This window comes from Bartonella sp. CL266QHHD, from assembly GCF_042195355.1.
Classification (GTDB): Bacteria; Pseudomonadota; Alphaproteobacteria; order Rhizobiales; family Rhizobiaceae; genus Bartonella.
In genome coordinates, this window is the sequence record NZ_JBHIOD010000004.1 from 1 (window position 1) to 20,310 (window position 20,310).

Annotated in this window: 16 protein-coding genes and 2 pseudogenes; 3 read left to right on the forward strand and 15 right to left on the reverse strand. The window is 39.6% G+C overall.

All coding sequences use genetic code 11. The annotated features are described in order from the left end of the window. From ACFIK7_RS00060 to ACFIK7_RS00110, 11 genes are all read right to left on the reverse strand, one after another. Positions 1-205 (reverse strand): lysozyme (locus ACFIK7_RS00060; protein ID WP_375662705.1); only part of this gene is annotated, 205 nt, incomplete at its 3' end. Positions 206-268: 63 nt separating this feature from the next. Further along, on the reverse strand, positions 269-598 hold the full coding sequence (locus ACFIK7_RS00065; protein ID WP_375654732.1) for a hypothetical protein: 330 nt from the start codon (positions 596-598) through the stop codon (positions 269-271). Positions 599-607: 9 nt separating this feature from the next. Further along, the gene (locus ACFIK7_RS00070) at positions 608-4,594 is read right to left on the reverse strand and encodes an alanine-zipper protein (protein WP_375662706.1); all 3,987 of its coding nucleotides are present in this window, start codon (positions 4,592-4,594) and stop codon (positions 608-610) included. Positions 4,595-4,611: 17 nt separating this feature from the next. Further along, the gene (locus tag ACFIK7_RS00075; RefSeq protein WP_375662707.1) at positions 4,612-4,845 is read right to left on the reverse strand and encodes a hypothetical protein; all 234 of its coding nucleotides are present in this window, start codon (positions 4,843-4,845) and stop codon (positions 4,612-4,614) included. Positions 4,846-4,854: 9 nt separating this feature from the next. Continuing rightward, positions 4,855-5,988 carry a phage tail protein gene (locus ACFIK7_RS00080; RefSeq protein WP_375662708.1) on the reverse strand — a complete coding sequence of 378 codons (1,134 nt, stop codon included), beginning with the start codon at positions 5,986-5,988 and terminating at the stop codon, positions 4,855-4,857. A gap of 7 nt (positions 5,989-5,995) precedes the next feature. Then, the gene (locus ACFIK7_RS00085) at positions 5,996-7,009 is read right to left on the reverse strand and encodes a phage tail protein (protein ID WP_375658322.1); all 1,014 of its coding nucleotides are present in this window, start codon (positions 7,007-7,009) and stop codon (positions 5,996-5,998) included. Between the two features lie 8 nt (positions 7,010-7,017). Next, positions 7,018-8,019, reverse strand: a complete 1,002-nt coding sequence (locus ACFIK7_RS00090; RefSeq protein ID WP_375658323.1) for a phage tail protein — start codon at positions 8,017-8,019, stop codon at positions 7,018-7,020. A 12-nt stretch (positions 8,020-8,031) separates the two neighbouring features. Beyond that, entirely contained in the window at positions 8,032-8,682 is a 651-nt protein-coding gene (locus ACFIK7_RS00095) for a transglycosylase SLT domain-containing protein (RefSeq protein WP_375662709.1), read from the reverse strand. After that, on the reverse strand, positions 8,679-10,784 hold the full coding sequence (locus tag ACFIK7_RS00100) for a glycine zipper family protein (protein ID WP_375662710.1): 2,106 nt from the start codon (positions 10,782-10,784) through the stop codon (positions 8,679-8,681). The genes ACFIK7_RS00095 and ACFIK7_RS00100 overlap by 4 nt, the downstream gene beginning before the upstream one ends. A gap of 10 nt (positions 10,785-10,794) precedes the next feature. After that, a complete protein-coding gene (locus tag ACFIK7_RS00105) occupies positions 10,795-12,249 on the reverse strand; it encodes a hypothetical protein (RefSeq protein WP_375662711.1) in 1,455 nt (484 codons plus the stop codon). A gap of 11 nt (positions 12,250-12,260) precedes the next feature. Then, positions 12,261-13,034 (reverse strand): hypothetical protein, encoded by a 774-nt coding sequence (locus tag ACFIK7_RS00110; RefSeq protein WP_375662712.1) that lies wholly within the window; start codon positions 13,032-13,034, stop codon positions 12,261-12,263. Positions 13,035-14,270: 1,236 nt separating this feature from the next. Between ACFIK7_RS00110 and ACFIK7_RS00115 the strand changes: the two genes are divergently transcribed. Beyond that, positions 14,271-14,402, forward strand: a complete 132-nt coding sequence (locus ACFIK7_RS00115; protein ID WP_375630638.1) for a hypothetical protein — start codon at positions 14,271-14,273, stop codon at positions 14,400-14,402. A gap of 262 nt (positions 14,403-14,664) precedes the next feature. Here ACFIK7_RS00115 and ACFIK7_RS00120 read toward each other — a convergent pair whose 3' ends face one another. The 4 genes and pseudogenes from ACFIK7_RS00120 to ACFIK7_RS00135 all read right to left on the reverse strand — a co-directional run. Continuing rightward, positions 14,665-15,444, reverse strand: a complete 780-nt coding sequence (locus ACFIK7_RS00120) for a hypothetical protein (protein ID WP_375662713.1) — start codon at positions 15,442-15,444, stop codon at positions 14,665-14,667. A 99-nt stretch (positions 15,445-15,543) separates the two neighbouring features. Beyond that, positions 15,544-15,969 carry a hypothetical protein gene (locus ACFIK7_RS00125; RefSeq protein WP_375662714.1) on the reverse strand — a complete coding sequence of 142 codons (426 nt, stop codon included), beginning with the start codon at positions 15,967-15,969 and terminating at the stop codon, positions 15,544-15,546. A 406-nt stretch (positions 15,970-16,375) separates the two neighbouring features. After that, positions 16,376-17,359 (reverse strand): hypothetical protein, encoded by a 984-nt coding sequence (locus ACFIK7_RS00130; RefSeq protein WP_375630644.1) that lies wholly within the window; start codon positions 17,357-17,359, stop codon positions 16,376-16,378. Between the two features lie 1,629 nt (positions 17,360-18,988). Next, positions 18,989-19,602: pseudogene (locus ACFIK7_RS00135) on the reverse strand (type ISP restriction/modification enzyme); the annotation flags it as partial. A gap of 250 nt (positions 19,603-19,852) precedes the next feature. Between ACFIK7_RS00135 and ACFIK7_RS00140 the strand changes: the two are divergent. Continuing rightward, positions 19,853-20,032, forward strand: coding sequence for a hypothetical protein (locus ACFIK7_RS00140; protein ID WP_375662715.1), 180 nt, complete (start codon positions 19,853-19,855; stop codon positions 20,030-20,032). After that, positions 20,025-20,310: pseudogene (locus ACFIK7_RS00145) on the forward strand (ShlB/FhaC/HecB family hemolysin secretion/activation protein); the annotation flags it as partial. The gene ACFIK7_RS00140 and the pseudogene ACFIK7_RS00145, both read left to right, overlap by 8 nt.

The following is a 20,310-nucleotide window of genomic DNA, read 5'->3' on the forward strand; positions in this document are numbered from 1 at the left end:
TCTCAAATTGCTTTAAGTCTTCACAAAGGATTTCTTCTGCTTGCTCTTGGCTAATACACATGCCTTTTTTGACAAGGGGGTTCCCCGCATTGCTGGTGTGGCCATAACCAATCGTCCAGACACATGCCGTATCTCGATATGCCTCTAAACGCAAACCTTCCCATTGTTTGATAAGCTCTAATCCTTCTTTCGATATCTTTCTCATCTGACGCTCCATAAAAAAAGCCCCACAAAAGTGAGGCGGCATAAAAATGTTTTCTTATGATCTCTATTGGCTATGCTCTTTGATCAGCTGCTCAACTTCTTCAACACGAAAGCCAAGTTGAAAGAGCGGCGCATATTCGCTTTCCTGTAATTCATACTGACAACGCTTTTCTACAAAATCACCATTTGAATCAAACGGTATGGTTGTTGTTAGACAAACCTTATGCGTATCATCTTCAATCCCCTCTTCTCCTTCACTTAACTCCTTGACTAAAACCCAATAAAAACGCGTCTCTAAAAGAACCTCTAACCTCCTTACGGTTTCAGCCTTATCAAAGGAAAGCATATTCATATAATCTTCTTTGCTATTTAAATGCTCTGGATAATCTATCATCTACCCCTCCTAAATAAAATGCCGTGGATAACTACAGCCACGGGCGCCAGCCGATTCATAAATGGCATTCCGTATAATGATTGCACGCAGATGTGGATTGATATTCGTAGTATCTGACCAGTCTCCACCAGCCAACAATGCATACATATCTTTTTTAAACTGTACATTTGGTGAGGTTCCAGTTACCGTTTGCATGAAACAAACATCTTTCACAAATTGCCAAACATAACCGCAACCATCTTCACAACCGATATGCGAAACCATCCGTATATTTGCCGTATTCTTATAACCTCCAGAATGTTTTGGTGAAGGTGCTTTTTTGCCTTGAATCCCACCACCTTCATTGCTTCCATACATCGCGGAGGCAAATTCTGTATTATTGAGCAAAGCCTTCCTAACACGCAGCATATCGGATATGTGATCTGTTTGTAGACGGTTCGTCGTAATAGGAACATTATACGCCGAGCGGGTATTGTGACCCGTCCCTGACTGAAGATAAATATCAACCCAAAGATCTGTAGAGGGGTCATAAACCATTCCTTCTGGTGAACTATGCGGGCGGTGATTGAGACACCAAACTGAATTGGGTAAAATATCCCCTGCTCTATAACCAGACAATGGGTGACCGGAAATCGTACCAACATCCGCACAGAGCGTATGAAACCCTCCTATCTTTCGTGAATTACTCACTGTGTAATTCCTTGGATACGTAGAGTTTTCTGATAAAACAAGTTTATGAGACTGTCCTCCATCAGAAACCAAATAAACATAATAATCTTTGCCCACCGAAAGAGGAGGAACGCTTATTCTTGTATCTGCCGTATAACTTGCAACTAAAATATCATTGCCTAATGCCAAGGTTATGCGCGTTCCTTTTTTCAAGGTTAATTCCGCTTTGCCTTTCGCAACAAGAAACGGTGTGGAAATTGAAAGAACCGTTAAATTGGACTGTTTCAGTAAATTGTTTATCTGTTCCCCTAGCACTTTTGCCTGTGAGGCTACTGTATGGGCTGTTGTTGCCGTTGCTAGGGAACTTTTGATACCTCCAAGCTCTTGCTTCGTCGTATCGGCTGTTGTTTTAGCTTCTTCTGCTGTCCTTTTCGCTCTATCAGCTACTTCCTTGGCTTTTTCGGCTTCGCTCTTGGCTTGATAGGCTTGTGAATCTGCCGACTCGGCTTTTTTCTTGGCTTCGTCTGAGTACATCCGCGCTAAACTTACGGGGGCTTTAAAATTCTCAACCACTTGATTGATATCGATAACCCTACTCCTCGCTGACGAGGCTATTTTCTCTGCATTTTCTGCCTGATTGCGCGCTTGCTCCGCGTCATGTCTTGCATAACCAGCAGACTCCTTGGCTTCCTTGGCTATTTTTTGTGCCTCTTCCGCTTCTTCCTCTAAAGACGCGGCTTTCTTACCCGCTGTTTCGGCTGCCCTCTGCGCCTCTCCTGCTATATATTTTGCATTACTAGCTATTTCCTTGGCTTTTTCTACTTCATTCTTGGCTTCATACGCTCGGTCATCGGCTTTCTCCGCTATTTTCTTGGCTTCTTCGCCTGCCATTTCTGCTAATCTTGCTATAGTCTTAGCATTATCTGCCACTTCCTTCGCGTTGTTAGCTGTACTACTAGCATTATAAGCTATATTTTTCGCAGATTCTGCCTCACTACGAGCTTGCCTCGCATCATTTTCGGCATAAACAGCTTTCTGTTTGGCTTCCTTCGCTGTTTTTTCTGTCTCTTCTAGCTTGTCTTCTAAAGATGATGCTAAAGACGCTGCCTTTTTACCCGCCGCTTCTGCCGCTTTCTGTGCTTGTTCTGCTGTATATTTTGCACTATTAGCTATTTCCTTGGCTTTTTCGGCTTCGCCCTTAGCTTGATAGGATTGTGAATCTGCTACTTCCGCTTTTTTCTTGGCTTCGTCTGCATATGTCCGTGCTAAACTTGCTATAGTCTTAGCGTCACCTGCTACTTCCTTCGCGTTGTTAGCTGTACTCCACCCTTGATGAGCTGTGTTGCCTGAATTTTCCGCTATCTTCTTGGCTTCATCTGCGTACGTACGCGCTAAACTTGCTATAGTTTTAGCGTCACCTGCTACTTCCTGAGCTTTATTGGCATTACTCCATCCTTCATGAGCTGTACTTTTTGCCTTTTCTACCTCACTGCGCGCTTGTGCCGCCTCATGGTTAGCATAACCAGCTGTCTGTTTGGCTTCTTTCGCTATCTTTTCAGCTTCACCCGCTACTGTCTCTACCTGTGATGCCTTCTTTTGTGCACCATCAGCTACCTTCTTTGCCTCGTCCGCTGTCGACTTCGCACTATTGGCTAATTGTTTTAGACCATCCAAAGCACCTTTCGTTTCTTCTGCTACCTTCTCTGCTGCTTCCGCTTTACTCTTTGCTGCTGTAGCTATACCCTTCAACGCTTCTGCATCAACCTGCCCTGCCGTCTCTCCTGAACGCACCGCAGACTCTGCTACCGCTTTCGCTTCAGAAGCTAATTTTGTAGCCTCCTCTGCATTCTGTTGAGCTTGATGAGCCGTTGCTGTTGCACTATCCGCTGCACTCTTGGCTTCTTCTGCTGTGGTCCTCGCTGTATTCGCCACCCTAACAGCGCTTTCTGATGCTACTTTAGCTTCCTTAGCTACGCTTTCTGCTGTTGCTGTCGCTGTCGCTACCGATTGTTTTACTTCCTCCACTAAACCTTTTGCCTCAACAGCTGTCGTTTTACTTTCATTGGCTAACGTTGCTGCCTGATCTGCTACTTTCTTCGCTTCAGCGGCTTGAGACAGTGCTTCTGAAGCATCTTGTTGCGCTGTTGATGTCTCTAACGCCTGTTTTGCTTCTTGCACCATAGTCTTGGCTTCAGAAGCTGTAACTGTCGCATCATCTGCCTTCTTTTCGGCTCTTGCGGCTTTCTCTTCTGCCGTCTCTGCTGTGCTCTTAGCTTCTTGCGATAGGACATGAGCATCCTCTGCTTTATTCTTCGCTTCCACCGCTGTGTCTTTTGCACTATCCGCTAACTGCTTTGCATTATTCGCTAACGTTTCTGCTAAATGCGCTGTCGTCTTAACTTCTTCAACCAATTGTTTGGCTTCACCAGCTTTAGTCTTGGCTTGTGTAGCAACGTCTTCTATTGTTAAAGCCCTCTGCTCTACTCCTTCTGCTGTCCTTTTGGCTCCCTCAGCTGTATTCTTGACATGATCAACCGATTGCTTAAGACCATGAGCTACCGACAGGGCTTTAGACGCCGTTTCTTTTGCATCACCGGCTACCGAAGAGGCTCTATCAGCTGTCATCTTGGCTTCAGAAGCTGTCGTGAGAGCTTGCCCACTGTTCGTTGCTGCTGTTTCTGCAACATTCTTCACCTCGCCCATCACCTGCTTGGCAGCATCAAAAGCGCTCTTGGTTTGTTCGGAAAGTGTTTTTGCATCTCCTGCCGTTGCCTTGGCTTCTCTTGCCTCTGTCAAAGCTGTCTCTACTGTGCTTTGAACTTGTGTCACTCTTTGAGAGCTTTCCGTGACCGTTGTCGCCACTCTATCGGCTGCACCTTTAGTATCATCCGCAATACGCTTGGCTTCTTGCGCTAACCTCTCAGCCGCTTCTGACTTCATCTTGGCATCTTCTGAAGAGGTTTTCGATACCTCTGCTGTTGTCTTGGCGGCATTGGATACTGTTAATGCCGTATTTGCCTGCTCTAAAGCTGTCTCTGCTGTCGTCTTGGCTTCAGAAGCTACAGTAACTGAACTCGCTGCTGTGTCTGCTATAGTTTTCGCTTGATCTGCTGTTTGTTGCGCCCCATTCGCACGCGCCATGGCTTTTTCTGCTTCTTGCCTTGCATTAACAACCTGCTCTAACGGCGCAAAGGTTTCATACGAATACAAAGATGCCGTCCCTAAAAGCTTCGGAACAACAACACTGTCTTGAGAAGTTCCTGCTATCATTTCTTCTCTCGTCGCGACAGGTATCAAATATTCATGTTCATGATCGGGTATCTTCATCTGCTTTATTCCTTCATTCAGAGGGCTTCATCCAATGAACACTCTTTCAAATCTTCAAACTCTTCTCTTAAGGTTTCTAAGCGCTTCTCTAAATCTTTTACAGAACCATTAAGCTCCGTTTTCAAAGCTGCTTTCAGTAAATCAAAAACGCCATTAAGCGGCGCATGTACAAATACTTCCCCCGAATACAAAACAACCCGTACTTGAGACGGGTCGCTAATCTCTGATATCGCAAACGGTTTTAATGACATTTCAACTCCTCATGTCTTGATCCCATAAACTACACTCACATTAACGGGGCGCGTTTCAACCCCACCAACCCTCTCTGCCATAAGGTGATGTTCATGATGCTCTCTGTCATAGATGCCCTCTTTAATCGGCATCGAAAAACTTAAAAAGCTTTCAAAGGGGCTCCTGATAAACCAAGGTAAACGCGGCGGCTTATCTTTTTCTGTAAACCAAAAGGGAGTCTCTACCTGTGGACTTCCTGCTATTTGGTCAAATTCTTGATTACACCTTTCCAAGGCATCCCCACTCAAACCTACACACTCTTCGTCTATAGCTCTCTTTCGCCTTGTCACGGGCGCTTCAGAAGAAGAAATATCCCGTTTTTTTCGTGAAGAACGACCATCAGAAGAGGCGGGACCTATAAAATGTTCATGCCCTTTCAAAGAATAGCCTTGAAGACTTGCAAAAGAACGCCAAGGGTCTAAATTGCGTTCATTATCAAGTCCCCGTAAAAATAGCCCCCGAAAATCGGGAACATTAAACGTCGTAACGCCATCCCCCTCTCCCCACGTCGTCCCTATCGCACAAAATAAATCCCAATAGACAAGCCGCGGATAAGCCTTCCCATCACATGGCAACCAACCATCCGGCAAGCGCTCCATTGCAAACGGTCCTATCAGACCAGTGGGTAAGCGTTTTAAGGAAGAAACTTTGCCCCTTGTCGGGTTGAGAACTTGCCAACCGGTTATATCTTCATCATACACAAGCGTATAAAGACAGCCATCTTGTATCTCTCCTCCCGATAAGGCTAATAAACCGGTTTCTGTCGCCTTATAAACGGGCTTACCGGCTAAATTATTTAAAGCAATTGTTGTCGCCCCAACATTCTTGCCCTTCGCTTTAAAACAAACCGATATGCCATTCTTATACTCTAAAAATGCCGATTGGCTTAGAAGCCTTATCACGCTCGTCTTTTGGTTATTATCAACCGTCACAATCCCTTCAAGCACACCCCCCGTATCCGATAAATACTCACTTACCCGTTGCATCATAAAACGAGCGCTATTATTAACCGTGTTAGGGTGCTGTCCCTCTGACCAATTAATTAAAGCATCAGCACCACCATTCTCAGATGCCGTTAAAGACCAATCATAAATCGTGGACATCTGAACCTCACGTCTTGATTCCAAATACAACACTTATATTAATCGGGCGCGTCTCACTTATACCTGAACTTGCCAATGCAACATCACGCATATGAAGGTGGGAATGGGGAAAGGCGAGCTTATGGTGCACACGTATATCCTCTGCTCTCACGCCCAAACGTTCAGCAAGTTTCAACCTTTGCTGTTCATTCAACACATATCCCCAGATGATCGTCAAATCACCATACCAACTCTCTTCCTGATTTTCATCATTCAAAATCGTAAAGGATTGACCACTATGATCATGCTTTCTCATAGCGTCATTTTGTAAAGTGCCAAGATAACGAAAGCGGTCTATCTCGCGGTCATCATCAACACCTCGTAAAAAAACACCACGCAAATCTGGAACGTTAAACTTCGTCCAACTATCAGCGCCTCCCCATCTGATCCCTATCGCTTCATAAAGAGCAGGATAATCACTGCGCAAATAAGCCTTCCCATCACAGGGTAACCAGCCCTCTGGCAAAACTTGCATTCCAAAAATTCCTATCGTCCCTGTCGGATAAATGGGAATAACCGGTTCTTGTGATAAAGAGAGAGGCGTAGGATTTAAAACTTGCCAAGCATGATCCCTATAAACCAAGCTATAAATGCACCCCCTTTGAAGCTCGCCTCCAGATAATGCACGAATGCCTAATTCCGTCGCCTTATAAACAGGTTTAGCGGCTAAATCATTCAAGGCAATTGCGGTTTCCCCAACATTCTTACCCTTCGCTTTAAAACAAATTGATATCCCATTCTTATACTCTAAAAATTGCGATTGGCTTTGAAGTCTTATCAACGTCGTCTGCTGTTCAGCATCAACCGTAAAAGTGCTTTCAATCACACCACTCGTATCGGATAAATATTCACGCACACGCTGCATCATCACACGAGCACTATTATTCAGACTACTAGGACGTTGTCCTTTTGACCAATCTATTAAATCATCACAATAGGCATTCAAGGAGGCATTTAAAGACCAATCATAGATCGTCGACATCTTACACCTCATGTCTTAATCGCAAACAGAACACTCACATTAACTGGACGCGTCTCGCCTTCACCAGTGCTCTCCAAAACAACCTCTTGGTTCTCATCAAGAGTATAAGGACTTGCAACGTGACTCCTTAAATTCTCACGCTCTATACCCATAAAATTCGCGAGAGAACTCCCCCCAAACAAGCCTAGACGATAACCCAACACATCTGTCGTATTCCCATCCCAAAAATTTTCGTTGCTGGTAAAATGAGACATCGAAAGGCTCTGTCCTTGATGTTGGTGAGACTCGATTAAATCTGTTTGCACACTTGCAAAAGAACGCCCTTCATCAATATTGCGCCCTCCATCAAGCCCCCGTAAAAACATTCCTCGAAAATCGGGAACATTAAACGTCGTAACGCCATCCCCCTCTCCCCAAACCGTTCCTATCGTCTCAAATAAATCACGATAATCACGACGTAAATAAGCCTTCCCATCGCAAATTAACCAATCCTTTGGAATCCCACGCATTCCAAACGTTCCTATAAAACCCGTGGGATAAAGACTGCTTTCTTCTTCTAAAGGGATAGAGGTAGGATTAACAAGATGCCAATGATCTCCATTATAAAACAATGTATAAATGCACCCCTGTTGGATTTCCCCTCCCGATAATGCACTGATGCCTAATTCTGTTGCTTTATAAACCGGCTTGCCATCTAAAGCATTTAAGACAATCGTGGTCGCTCCAACATTCATGCCCGTCGCCATAAAGCGCAAAACGATACCATTCTTATACTCTAAAAACTGTGAAGTGCTTGCAAGTCTTATCACACTCGTTTGTTGGACATGATCATTTGTCACAATGCCTTCAAGCTCTCCACCCGTGTCTGACAAGTATTCCTTTACGCGCTGCATCATCACACGGGCGCTCGTATTCACACTGCTAGGATACTGTCCTTCGGACCAATCAATCAAATTATCAGAACGCGTATTATCCGCCGCTCTAAGCGACCAATCATAGATCGTTGACATCTCTCATAAATCCTAATTCCGGTAAAATGGTCCGTAAAACGCCCGCATGAATTGCGTCATCAAAGGATTATCATCTTCATCACTCTCTTCTTCTTCCGAAGCCTCTTCTTGTGATGCTAATAATGCCCTTAAAACCTCTAACAAGTTGTCTCTATTTCTAATGCCACCATGCGCTGTAGGACTTGCTCTATGAGGCTGCCCACCATACATCTGTAATACACGGTTGACAAAATCACTTGCACGCATAGCGTTATTTCCACCATTCAAGCCAACCGCATTGCTGCCAACAATTTGCGCCGCATTGGCATGGGGATTTTGCAAAAGCCGCGCGGCTCCTCCTGCACCTTGTTGATGGGCTAAATACAACTCCGCTTCACTAGGCGCTCTTCCCAACAGACGGCTTAAATGATTGCGATTATCAAGTGTCAACCGCCCCATGGCATCTGCCGCTTGCATGGGGTCAAAACGGTCTTGCAAACCATATTGTTTGGCGGTGCTGTCTATAAATTGATACAACCCACCAGCAGAAGAGCGGGGATTCCTTGCATTGGGATTGCCTCCACTTTCCACTTGCGCAACACGGTACAAATAGCTCTCTGGCAAACCATATCGCGCTGCCGTTTGCCGTATCGCTTGATCTACTGAAGGACTATAACGGGTCATTTCGCATACTCTATTGAAGCACTAGGACCTAACCCTTTTGCTACAGCTCTAGAAACAATCTTCAAGCCTTCATCCGTTATCACACCGGCTTTATGCCACTTCAAAGCACTTTGAATCAATTTGGCAATTTCATTGCGCTCCATTCCTTTAACGCCAAAAGTTGCTAACTTCGCTATACCGCGCTCTAGCTCTTGTCTTGCTCGTAGCGCCTCTGGGGCATTTGGATGAAAAAATATGTTTCGTGCTAATTTTAAGCCTTGAGCTGGTATATCAGGAATACTATGTGGTACACGAACTCCATCAAAAAGAGAAAACTCAGGAGTGCCTTCAAATTTGCTAAAACCCTCTTTTGCTGCATCAGAATAGAATTGCTCCTGATCTACTGCCTTTTTAAAAGTAGAAAACCGTTCCGGTCCTATCATCCTTTTAAGATTCTCAGATGCAAGATTTTGTTTTAAAAGTTTAGAAAATTCATTAATAGGGTCATCATTTTTTCTGAGTAAATCATCTAATGCATCTCTCATGCCCATCTGATAGGTATTATTTTGTTTTGTCCAATTCCCTTTAGAAAGATTTTCCTGAACTGCATCCCTTTCAAAACTCTTTTCAAGCTTTGTTCCAAGAGCTTGTCTACCTTCCTCAAAGCTATCTGCAAAGTTTTTGAATTTTGCCGCACTACCGCGTGCTGCTTTGTACGTAGGAGAGATTTCGTCCATTATTTTTACCAAATTTTGTTTGAGGACTTCGTATCCTAAAATCTTTTGGTTATCACCATGTTTCTTACTTTTTTCGATTAAATCATCAAGAGACTGCTTAGTTTGATCTAATAACTCTATCGTAGGTTTATAGGTTATACTGCTAAATCTTCTATCATAAAACCTTCTAGGATTTATACTGAGAGGGTGTTCCTCTAAAGTATTGACAGCTTCTTTAAGAGCTTTTTGAAACCCTTTATTTTCAAAAAGTTTATTAAGAGCCGGATAATACTCTCGTCCTATCGGCGTTTGCCTTGCTTGTTCATAGAGATGATCATGGGCCTCTTTTCCTTGCCGTTTAAGTGTCCTGCTTAAAATATCTCTATGCTGGTATGGAACAATCGTCTGCTCCATCATATCATCAAGACGTTGAACAGAACCTCCCAATCTTTTCTCATGCGCTTGTTTCAAGAGATTATAAACATCTTCATTTGTTTTAGACGCATTCCACAAAGTCTGTCGTAGTTTTTCATTAATATCTGTCAAAAATACTTCCTGAGGTTCTGAGCTAAGACGTTCCGTGATCTTTTGGGTTTTATTATCGTAAAGTTGCTTGGCAACTTCTCGCAAAGCTTTATTTGAAACCTCTTTACGAGCAGGATTAAAATAATTCCTCACGACAGGAGGTGACTTTAAAGCATTTCCTAAACTACGAACTGCCTTAGAAATACCCATACCTCCTAAAGCAGCAACCGGCGTCAAAACTGCCCCACCAACACCACCGGCTAATGCCGAATTCACCGTATCATTGTAACCTTTTCCTGCACCAGAACCATGTAAAGCTCCAGAACCTGCCCCAACAAGAGCTCCCCTACCTAAACTTCCTAAAGTCGAGCCTGCTCGCAAAAAATTTAATGCGGGAATACCCAAAGATGCTAATGTTGGTAAAATCGAACCAGCAATATAAGCACCAGAAGACAACCATGGATATTTCTCTTCCAAGGCTTTTTGGTAAGCGCGTTCCTTGGCTACTCTTCTGTTATAAACCTCTACTGCTTTCTTATCACCACGCCAATAATCCGTAAAACCTGCTTCATTCGCCGCTTGTATCTCATCACTGTACCCTGCTGTAAGACCAGATGTACCATGGCTTCTAACAGCATCCCACCACGTAAGATCTTTATCATCAAATGCAAAATCTTTGAATGTTTCTTGAGTATTTGGAATATCTTGAACTGGACCAATTACTTTATATTTCCTAGCCCACTCAGGGAGACGTGATTTATCATAATCCTTAAGTTCAGGATAATTTGTTTCCTTTTGAACATCTTCAGCAATACCAATAACCTTATACTTTCTAGCCCATTCAGGAAGAAGTGACTTATCATAATTCTTAAGTTCAGACATGAAACACAACCTATTTTCTTATAGTCATTCTTTTACCATCGGCATCAATAACAATAAAATCTGCTCCTTTCGGTAAGGCTTCAATTTCTTCTGCACTTTTTACTACAGGCGCATTTGCACTATGTCCTTGCTGTGGAGCTTTAGAATGCGACTGTGAGGTAACCTTATCAACACTCTCTTGCGTTAATTCAATGCTGCTGTCTTCTAGCAATTTCAATACGTCTAATTTCATCTTAGCCAAAATCTGATGGATTTTTTTCAACCTAAACAAGAGCTCTTCATGACCCAAGTCGTACTTTATCTCTCCTAAATAGCTCTTTAAGATATCAAGCTCTCTTTCTGTAAGGTTACCAAAACCAGAAGCACCATTGCGTGAATACCGTCTCATCGTTTCTAAACGGTCAATACCTATACGGTTTTTAATGGAATCAAGCAGTGAACGCATATCACGGTGTTGAGGAACCTTAAAAGAAGCTTGCCAATCAGCAAGATTTCCCGTAGCCCAATCACCATTCTCTTCTATATAATTCATAAAACGTTCAATGTCATGGAGTGTATTACTACTGATAGCTTCACTATTTTTAAGATCTATTGTTTCTCGTAGGCGGTCCATTTCTTCTTTAGATCTAGCATCATAACCGCCGTTCACTTTTTGTAATAGAAAAGCATTCAATGCATCTTTATTCCCAGCCATGAACCGCGCCTCTTCTTCACTGTACCCTTTAGATTTTAGGTATTCGACGGTCTGATTAACCTGCCCTCTTTCCTTATCTCCTTCATTAAGATGCTTCACACCACTTGCAAGCGCATCCCACCCAGAACCGCCTGACGGTGCTGCCGACATACCTGCAAAAAGATCTTGAAGCTTTTTATAAAAATCAGACTGGACAAACTTTTCAAAACCAGTTCGAGTATCTACTGGAGAAGTTTGTGACTGTGGTGTTGAAGCTGCCTCTACTATAGGCGTAAGTTGTTTAATCTCCTGTGCATTAGGGAGTGGTGGATGATTACCAACACCAAATGGTATTTCTGCTTCAGGAACCACATAAGGTTCCTTCTTCTCATGATATACTCCATCCGGAACAATAGTTCCTATTTGAGAAGGCGCAAGAGAACCACTCTCAAACGGTTTATCAATAGAAATTGCACTAGGAGTAGCAGGACCTTGATGCTGCTGTATTACTTTCTGCAACATATTCATTTTATCAATAGGTCTCTCACCAATCTTCGGAATAACCATTCCTAATAGCTTTCGACCATAGATCTCTTCACGCTTTTGGCGTTCTCTTTCTTCTTGAACTGTAGACCATGTTCTTCTAGCACGTTGTACTGTAGGTGGGAGATGTGCACTATGTTGTATTAAACCATCTGCTCCTATTCTAGACATTCTAACTAAAGGATGTTCACCTTGATCAGGAGGAATAAAAAAACGCGAAATGTTATCGAACCAAGAACTTTTTTCCATTTCTTTCTTTCCTATACACCAAATTTTTTGCCTAAAAATGCGCCAAAAGGCTTAGAAATATCAGGAATACCCATAAAACTTGTCGCAAGACCTGCTACTGTCGCAAAATTTTTCCACGGATTATTGCCCTCTATCATAGAGGTTGTATTATTATTCGTCGTCGTGCCGTAATTCCTTGCAAAGCCATGACCGGCGTTCATAAGCATATTCAACCTATTCCAGCCGCTATTGTCTTGTTCCAGCCAACGTTCTCTATTGGCATCAACAAGGCGTTGATTGTAGTCATTAAGAACAGATGACCCCTGCAACATATTCGAATATGCGTTATTATAAGAGGGGAATAAGTTGCCTATCATGCCTAAGCGGTTCTCATTCAGTTGATCAATCATCGAATTGGCTTGCATCATATGCTGTAAATCTCTATCACGCTGGCGATACTTGATACGAGCTAATTCATCATTAAGCCCCCTCTGTAACTCATTGTTATGCGCACTAGAGCCATAAAGACCACTCCCTAAAAACTGTCGATTAATACTATTTCTTATTTCACTTAAGCCCTCTTTAAGTTCCTCATCAAATTGAGAATTCGGTCCCATCAAACCACCAGATGCAATCCAGTTAAGGTTTCTCGCAGACGATGTTGGAGTATTCATCAAATGATTCATATAATTCTGATACTGATGAGGAATAGCTCCAAGACCTCCAATTGCTTGATAAGTTGGAGCACTTAAAGGTGCAACACGAGGTCCCCCATAAACATTACCACCCATCCCTGTGTCATACATGTTATACGCATCTGCACCCCCACGCTTAAAGACATTCTGCATCCAAGTAGAATTCGGTATCATATCAAAAAACACAATAAAGTCAATAGTTTGTGTGCAATTATTTTATATGAATCCACTCAAGAATCCATCTTTTTATGCATGATTCATTTGACCATTTTTTATATAAGATTGCCATGTATGAATAGACCATAAAAAGCAAATCATGATGTAAATATTATAACGCATGTGTGCATTCAAATGAAATGAAAAGCCGATATCATTCATAACAGTTCATAAATTTTATGATACGTTTTTATCACAGCACAAATCACATTGTTTTAAATTTAGTCGTTTGAAAATATCGATAACATACGTTTAAAGATCACATCTTGTTTTAAAGATTGGATTGTTAATCACATAAAAGAGCAAATTAACATTCGCCAAAATTGGCGAGCGCAAAATAGAGAGCTGTCATAACAGCATCATCATAACACCGAACATTTTAAAGATTGCATAAAAGGATTTAAAGACAAGATCGATTTTATAACCACGGTATTTTTTTACCGAGGTAGGAAATAAAGGTCATGAAATTCAAAACGCTATATCTTATGAAATGAAAAGCCTTTTAATGAATAGATTGCAGGCTAGTCTTTAAGAATGGAACTATTCGATTCCACAAAAAAATGGAGGCAAATAATGCCATGGCAGTAGAATTACTATCTACTTTAGATTTGGTACTAAAAACGTTTTAAAAGTTATAGTTTAAAAATACGAAACCAAAAGAGCTCTTTCCAAATTTGGGGGCAGCTATTTAGACAAGATAAGCAAACAAACTTCAAAACCATTGTAACATCATAAGGTATGGGTTTTTACTCAATTTTGAGTCAAAAGCTGTAATATTTAAGAATGCTCTATTCTAAGATAACATCCCCAAAATGGACCGGCTAATATTTAAAGAAATTAGGTTTTAATGAAAAGTACAAATACGCTTATGAGAACCTCTTTAAATGCACGTTTAAACGTTTGAAACATAAAATGAGATCTTTATAAGAAACGTTAAAACTTTTTTTTATTACAGTTATAACTTAGTTATCATTTGCTCTTAAGAACGTTTCATTTATGAAAAATGAAGATCTAGATTTCACAGCAGAGCAAAATCTTAAAAACCTTACACTTTATAAAAGCGTTTGTTTATTTATCTTATGAAAAGCTGCTTTTGAAACCTAACGCTCGTAAATGTAAAAAGAACGTTTTTTGCAGATATTTATTGAATATGCATTTGCTTTTGATTGGATTGATAAAGCTACCGAGCGTTTTGATTTGTTTGATACGTTTGATAGCCATAACAAGCGTTTTATAGGCTCTCTCATTCAAATGAGTGATTAAAGATCATACGCACATTTACGTTTCTTTTGATAAGTTTTCATATCTCTCATAGAGCACTTGCAATATGATACGTTTTGTATATATGCATTCATTACTCCATTGTGGATGATTATTTTTTATCATTATAATCGTTATTTGAAAGCCGCGTCATATCATTTGGCACGGCTTTTTTTATTTTACTCTCTCTTTTATGATATGTTTATAGCAATGCATTTTATATGCGTTTATAACCATAAAGAAGGCACGTCCCCCATGTCTCTTTTTATTCTGTTTTATCAGTTATATTGACAACATTATCCCTTTCATAAACCTCACAATTTTTTGGAACCAACCTTACTTTGCTTTTTTTATTGATTTTTGCATTGCCATAAGCACGCCCCCAGATCGTTGCACAATATGAGATTTTAGCATTTCCATAAACAGAGCCATAAATCTCACAAGAGCCACTCACACAAGCATTCCCATAAACCTTGCCATAAATCTTTGCACGACCATTAATAACAGCATAATTATAAATTTTTGCATGGCTATAAATACAAGCCAAGCCAGAAACCTTGGCATGACCATAAACGCGTGCATAACTAAAAACCGTAGCATCATAAGAAACATGCGCATGGTCATAAATATGAGCATCAGCAAGAATGCGGGCACTACCATTCACATGAGCATTACCATAAATATTGCCATAAACATGAGCATTGCCATAGACAAAAGCATGGTCATAAACTTTAGCATATTGAGAGATAAAAGCCTTTCCATAGACTTCAGCATTGCCATAAACTTGACCACAGACTTGAGAAAAATGGCGTATTTTTGCATTTTCATACACCCTTGCATGACCGTAGACACAAGCCTCATCATAGACCCAGCAATTGCCATCATGGGATAGGTTAACTTCCTTTTCAATAAAGCCCCCTAAAGACCCTGCCTTTATATCATCGAAATCTTTTAAAGCTTTAATGCGATAAAGGTTTATAATATTTCGAGTAAGAGCATGTTTGATTTTTTTGATTTCACTGGTTAATTCGTATTTTTTGCACATAGAGATACCCTCACAATTTAATGTGATAAACGTTTGATAAAATTTGAAATGGAAAAATTGGGTTGGAAAGCAGGCGCCCCCGCCGCGCCCGCGCATTATTTACGCAGCGTTATTTTCAATAATCTTTACAACGGTATCGTTTTCATAAACCTCACAATTTATGGGAACCCAATATAAATCACTATCTCTTTTTAATCTTGCATTGCCATATACATTACCTCTAATCACGAAATAACCAGAGATTTTCGCATTACCATAAACAGAGCCATAAACATCAGTATGACAGCCCACGCTAGCATTCCCATAAACCTTGCCATAAATTTTAGCAGCGCCACTGATAACAGCATGATCATAAACTACCGCCTTGCTATGAATACGAGCATTTCCTGATAATTTTGCATTGCCATAAACCCGCGCCTGATGATAAACCCAAGCATTATAAGAAAGATGCGCATTGTCATAAACATGAGCATTTGCATAAACGCGGGCGCGATTACAGANGCGCCTGATGATAAACCCAAGCATTATAAGAAAGATGCGCATTGTCATAAACATGAGCATTTGCATAAACGCGGGCGCGATTACAGACATGGGCATTGCCATAAATATTACCCATTATAATAGCATTATTAAAAACCTTGGCATTTTCATAAATATGGGCAGGATTTAAAACAAGAGCATTATCGTAAACCCAGCAATTGCCATCATGAGAGAGGTTACTTTCATTTTCAATAAAACCACCCAAGGCACCAGCCTTAACATCGTCAAAATCCCTTAATGCTTGGATGCGATAAAGAGTTTGATTATTAAATACACGTGTCTCATTTGTGAGTGCAAACTTTTTTTGCATAGCACAATTCCTTTATAAATAGATTTGAATTTTAGAATGAAATGTTTAAAGGGGGGTGCCCCCGCCGCGCCCGCGCGTCATTTACACAGTTGTAAAAACAATATCACCAGTGATAACAGATTCTTTATAATTGCCACCAATTTTGGTATCACCACCAATCTCAGTATAGCCAATTACCTTGGCATTGCCATAGACATGAGCATCACCATGGACCTTGCCATAAATTTTTGCATTGTCATAAATGCGAGCATCATCATAAACCTCAGCATTATCAGAAATTAAAGCATTATTGGAAACCCAAGCGCCACCATAAACCTTGCCATAAACCTTGGCATTGTCATAAACGCAGCTCCTATCATAAACATGGGCATAACCAGTCACTATAGCATTCCCATAAACCTTGGCTTCTCTATTGACCATAGCAGCGCCACAAACATGGGCATTATCGCAAACCCTAGCATTATCAAAAACTATAGCATTTTCATAAACATGGGCATTATCATAAACCTGAGAGGTTCCTAAAACACGTGCTTTATCATAAACCTCAGCATTGCCATAAATTCTAGTTTTATCAAGAAACTTGCCATAAATAGTGTCATAAATTTTTGCATTTCCATACACTTTAGCATGTCCAAAAATATCACCATAAACCAATGCGTTCTCATATACTTGCGCATTGCCATAAACCTCAGCTCTAATATGCACGCTAGCATTGCCATAGACCCTTGCATTTTCATAAATTTTTGCAGATCCAGTAATTTTTGCATTATCCGAAACATGGGCATTATCGTAAATACGAGCATCACCATAAACCATGGCATTGCCACCGACCCAACAATCACCATTATGAGCTAAATTTGCAACCTTATGTATAAAGCCGCCTAAATCACCAGCTTTTATATTAGCAAAATCCCTTAAAGCCCGAATGCGATAAAGAGTATAATCACCAACCTCTATTGTCTCTCCTGTAAATTCGTATTTTTTTGCAGGCTCTTGTTGATTAGCAAGCGCGGTTTCATTTGCAATATTAGAGATAACGGGGATGTTTTTTACTGTATTTTTCATAATTAAAACCTTGTCGTAATTAAATTTTCTATTAACAGCCTATAGAGGGCATCGGGTGCTAGAAAACACGGCGACAAGTCCGCTGCTTACACTTTTCTCATAAAGAGTATTGTATGGTGTAAACACACCCGACAAAATCCTCATATACTAACAAAAGTATAAAAGATAGCCAATTTTTAAAAGCGTTGGAAAGATTGTTTCGTAATCTATCCGCTTGTCGTTTCAAAGTGTTTTCTAATCACTTGAATATTCATATAACAAAATACGTATTTATTGTCAAACAATATTTTATCTTTTTTGATATTTTTTCTTATTTTTTAAATACGTTGTGTATTGATAATATCTTATGCCTATTAGTTGCTTCTTTTATATTTATATGCTTTTAAAGCTATATTATTGGCTTTCTTAAAAGATTGCGTTATTTTCTGAATCTATACATTTATAATATTTAAAAACGCTCTCATAATGCGTATTTTTAGCTTTATAACCTATCATTTTTTTACTAAATGAATTTTAAATTTTTTGTGAATTTTGTTTATAAGGGGCTTTAATTTAAACGACCTTAATAGCACTGCGCTCTTATAACAAATGCTTTCATTTGCATTTTTGCTTTCTCTATAGCTGTTATGTTCTTTATAGCCATGGTATCATTTTTCATGTTCATAAGAGAAATGATAAATAGGATAATTGTGATTTATTGTCTGTTATGAAAATATCTCAATAGAAACTGATCATTATAGAGATCAGCAAAATCCCTTTTAATAGACTTTTGTCAGTTGTGTCAGTTCTTTTTAGACCCTATACTATTTTTTTAAAATGATAAAAAATTAAAAGCATTATATTTCAATATGTTAGTCTTTTTAAGATACAACTTATATAGATAACACAACCTTAAATACAATTAATAATATATATTTGTCAGTTATCTGTCAGTAAATTGAACTGACAAAAGTGATTATTTTAGTGTGTCATTAAAACGTGTCTTATGAAAAGCGTATGAAAGTAAAAACTGATTACGTTATTAAAATCCCTTTTATGAATTTTAATCAGTTCTTTTGAATAGATAACCTTATGATTTAGAGAATGATTACAACGTGCTTTATAAAAATCATGTGATCCTTTAAAGCTTTTCAAAAGATATCTTGTAACTCATAAGAGATGCTATCAAGATCTTTATAGTTATGAGTTTTGACGGGGTTTTGAGTTTTGACGGTTGCCTCTTTTAGATAAAAAAACGATAAAAAGTAAAAACGTTATTTTTCAATGTGTTAATATTTTACAGATCTTAAAAAACAACCTCTATTGATAACACAACCTATAAATTCAACTAATAATATACGTTTTGAAGGGGTTTTGACGGTTTTTATACCTTCAAAACCTATAAGAAAAGTGAATATACATAACCCTCTTTAAACAAAGCTATCATTTTAGATTACGATATAATCTTTTAAAGGCAATCCAAATAAGAGTATCTAAAATTGCAAGTTTCTTCTTTTTAGAATAACGCATATAGACTATCCTTTCAGGATTATATGTAAGCAACTTAACAAAAGAGGTATAGAACCTATAGGTTATAAGACCTTATACCCCTTGTGAGGTTAACATGCCTATCATCTGAGCATGCCAAATCTATTCAGTTTCTCTAATTTCTAATTTTGGTAAGTTTTTAACAATTTTCATTGTTTCTAAACTCACAGTGATAACCCTTTGAAACAAATCCAATGGATAGGCAGGGTTGCCAATGGTTTCAACAGCATAGTGATTGGCATCATTAACAATACCACTCTTTTTATCTGTCTTAACGCATTGACGCCCCATAACCGATTCAAGAGAGATATCTGTCATGATGATATTGCTATTATAAATAACAGTTGATTTATCCTTTTCCTTACTATTCCCAGCGAATTTCATTTCTGTCACGTAATAAAACTTTTCTGGATTAGAGATATCAGTTAATTTTGGATTACCCTTTTTAAAGGTCACAGGATAAGGCTCTACAGTTTCATAATTCACGTGCAAATGACCCAATTCATGCCCTGCTGTTACAAATTTCCAAAATCCTTAGCAGTTTTTACACAAGGGATACGAGGCAGTTCTTTGCATAAGTTATGAGCATAACGAGCACGATAATCTTCTGAATGCAAGAGACCGTAAACATAATAAAATAGATCATCTTTAGTAATTTTTTCATTAGGATAAGCGGCTTTTAAATATGCTAATCCTTCATCAGTTATGGCATTACGCATTTTCTTATTTTAGTAAATAAGCTATTGTCATACTATTTTTCTTATCAAGCGACAATCAATGGAGTGTCTCTTGTTGTCTCTAATATGTAACAGTTCCAATAAATTTGGTATATTCTATGAATAAGAGGCTTTACTTGAAGCTCAAAATTATATTACATGCAACACCTTAAAATTAAGAAGCATATTAGAGTGTATGATTGTCATTTAACAGTGTCATTGTAAAATCTTCAAAAGCGGGGGAAGTGATATGGTTTGCACAACTAATAAAGCAGGTATATGCAGTACAGTCTATGCTTTTCTCTTAGATTTTAGAAGTATTATTCTCATCAAACAATTAAAAAATTGTTACGCGGTTGGCGATTTTTTCTGTGACGCTGATGATATGGTTCATTTGGTTGCTCATTTTGAGGACACAATGAATGCATAGATTTTTTTTCACTTTTGTTTTTGCGGCTATTTTGTGCCTTTTCTCGTTGCCGATTTTTGCCCAAAACATTCGTGAGAAAGCGATTAATCAATCAGAGAGCATCCAACGACAACAAACGCAAGAACAGCGTTTTCAGCAATTACACCGTAGAAACGAAACACATGGGGTATTTTTGCCAGACGATGATACCACATCTGCCTATGGTGCTTCATCTGGTACAACCTGTTTGCTGATCAAAAGCATTGAATTTGTTGGTGCTCAGTTGATTTCTCACACCG

Excerpts from the sequence above, each read along its gene's own strand:
- ACFIK7_RS00065 (WP_375654732.1), bottom strand. The coding sequence starts at position 598 with ATGATAGATTATCCAGAGCATTTAAATAGCAAAGAAGATTATATGAAT.
- ACFIK7_RS00100 (WP_375662710.1), bottom strand. The coding sequence starts at position 10,784 with ATGTCTGAACTTAAGAATTATGATAAGTCACTTCTTCCTGAATGGGCT.
- ACFIK7_RS00120 (WP_375662713.1), bottom strand. The coding sequence starts at position 15,444 with ATGTGCAAAAAATACGAATTAACCAGTGAAATCAAAAAAATCAAACAT.
- ACFIK7_RS00095 (WP_375662709.1), bottom strand. The coding sequence starts at position 8,682 with ATGACCCGTTATAGTCCTTCAGTAGATCAAGCGATACGGCAAACGGCA.
- ACFIK7_RS00080 (WP_375662708.1), bottom strand. The coding sequence starts at position 5,988 with ATGTCCACGATTTATGATTGGTCTTTAACGGCATCTGAGAATGGTGGT.
- ACFIK7_RS00130 (WP_375630644.1), bottom strand. The coding sequence starts at position 17,359 with ATGAAAAATACAGTAAAAAACATCCCCGTTATCTCTAATATTGCAAAT.
- ACFIK7_RS00085 (WP_375658322.1), bottom strand. The coding sequence starts at position 7,009 with ATGTCGACGATCTATGATTGGTCTTTAAATGCCTCCTTGAATGCCTAT.
- ACFIK7_RS00070 (WP_375662706.1), bottom strand. The coding sequence starts at position 4,594 with ATGAAGATACCCGATCATGAACATGAATATTTGATACCTGTCGCGACG.
- ACFIK7_RS00110 (WP_375662712.1), bottom strand. The coding sequence starts at position 13,034 with ATGTATGACACAGGGATGGGTGGTAATGTTTATGGGGGACCTCGTGTT.
- ACFIK7_RS00090 (WP_375658323.1), bottom strand. The coding sequence starts at position 8,019 with ATGTCAACGATCTATGATTGGTCGCTTAGAGCGGCGGATAATACGCGT.
- ACFIK7_RS00105 (WP_375662711.1), bottom strand. The coding sequence starts at position 12,249 with ATGGAAAAAAGTTCTTGGTTCGATAACATTTCGCGTTTTTTTATTCCT.
- ACFIK7_RS00075 (WP_375662707.1), bottom strand. The coding sequence starts at position 4,845 with ATGTCATTAAAACCGTTTGCGATATCAGAGATTAGCGACCCGTCTCAA.
- ACFIK7_RS00140 (WP_375662715.1), top strand. The coding sequence starts at position 19,853 with ATGGTTTGCACAACTAATAAAGCAGGTATATGCAGTACAGTCTATGCT.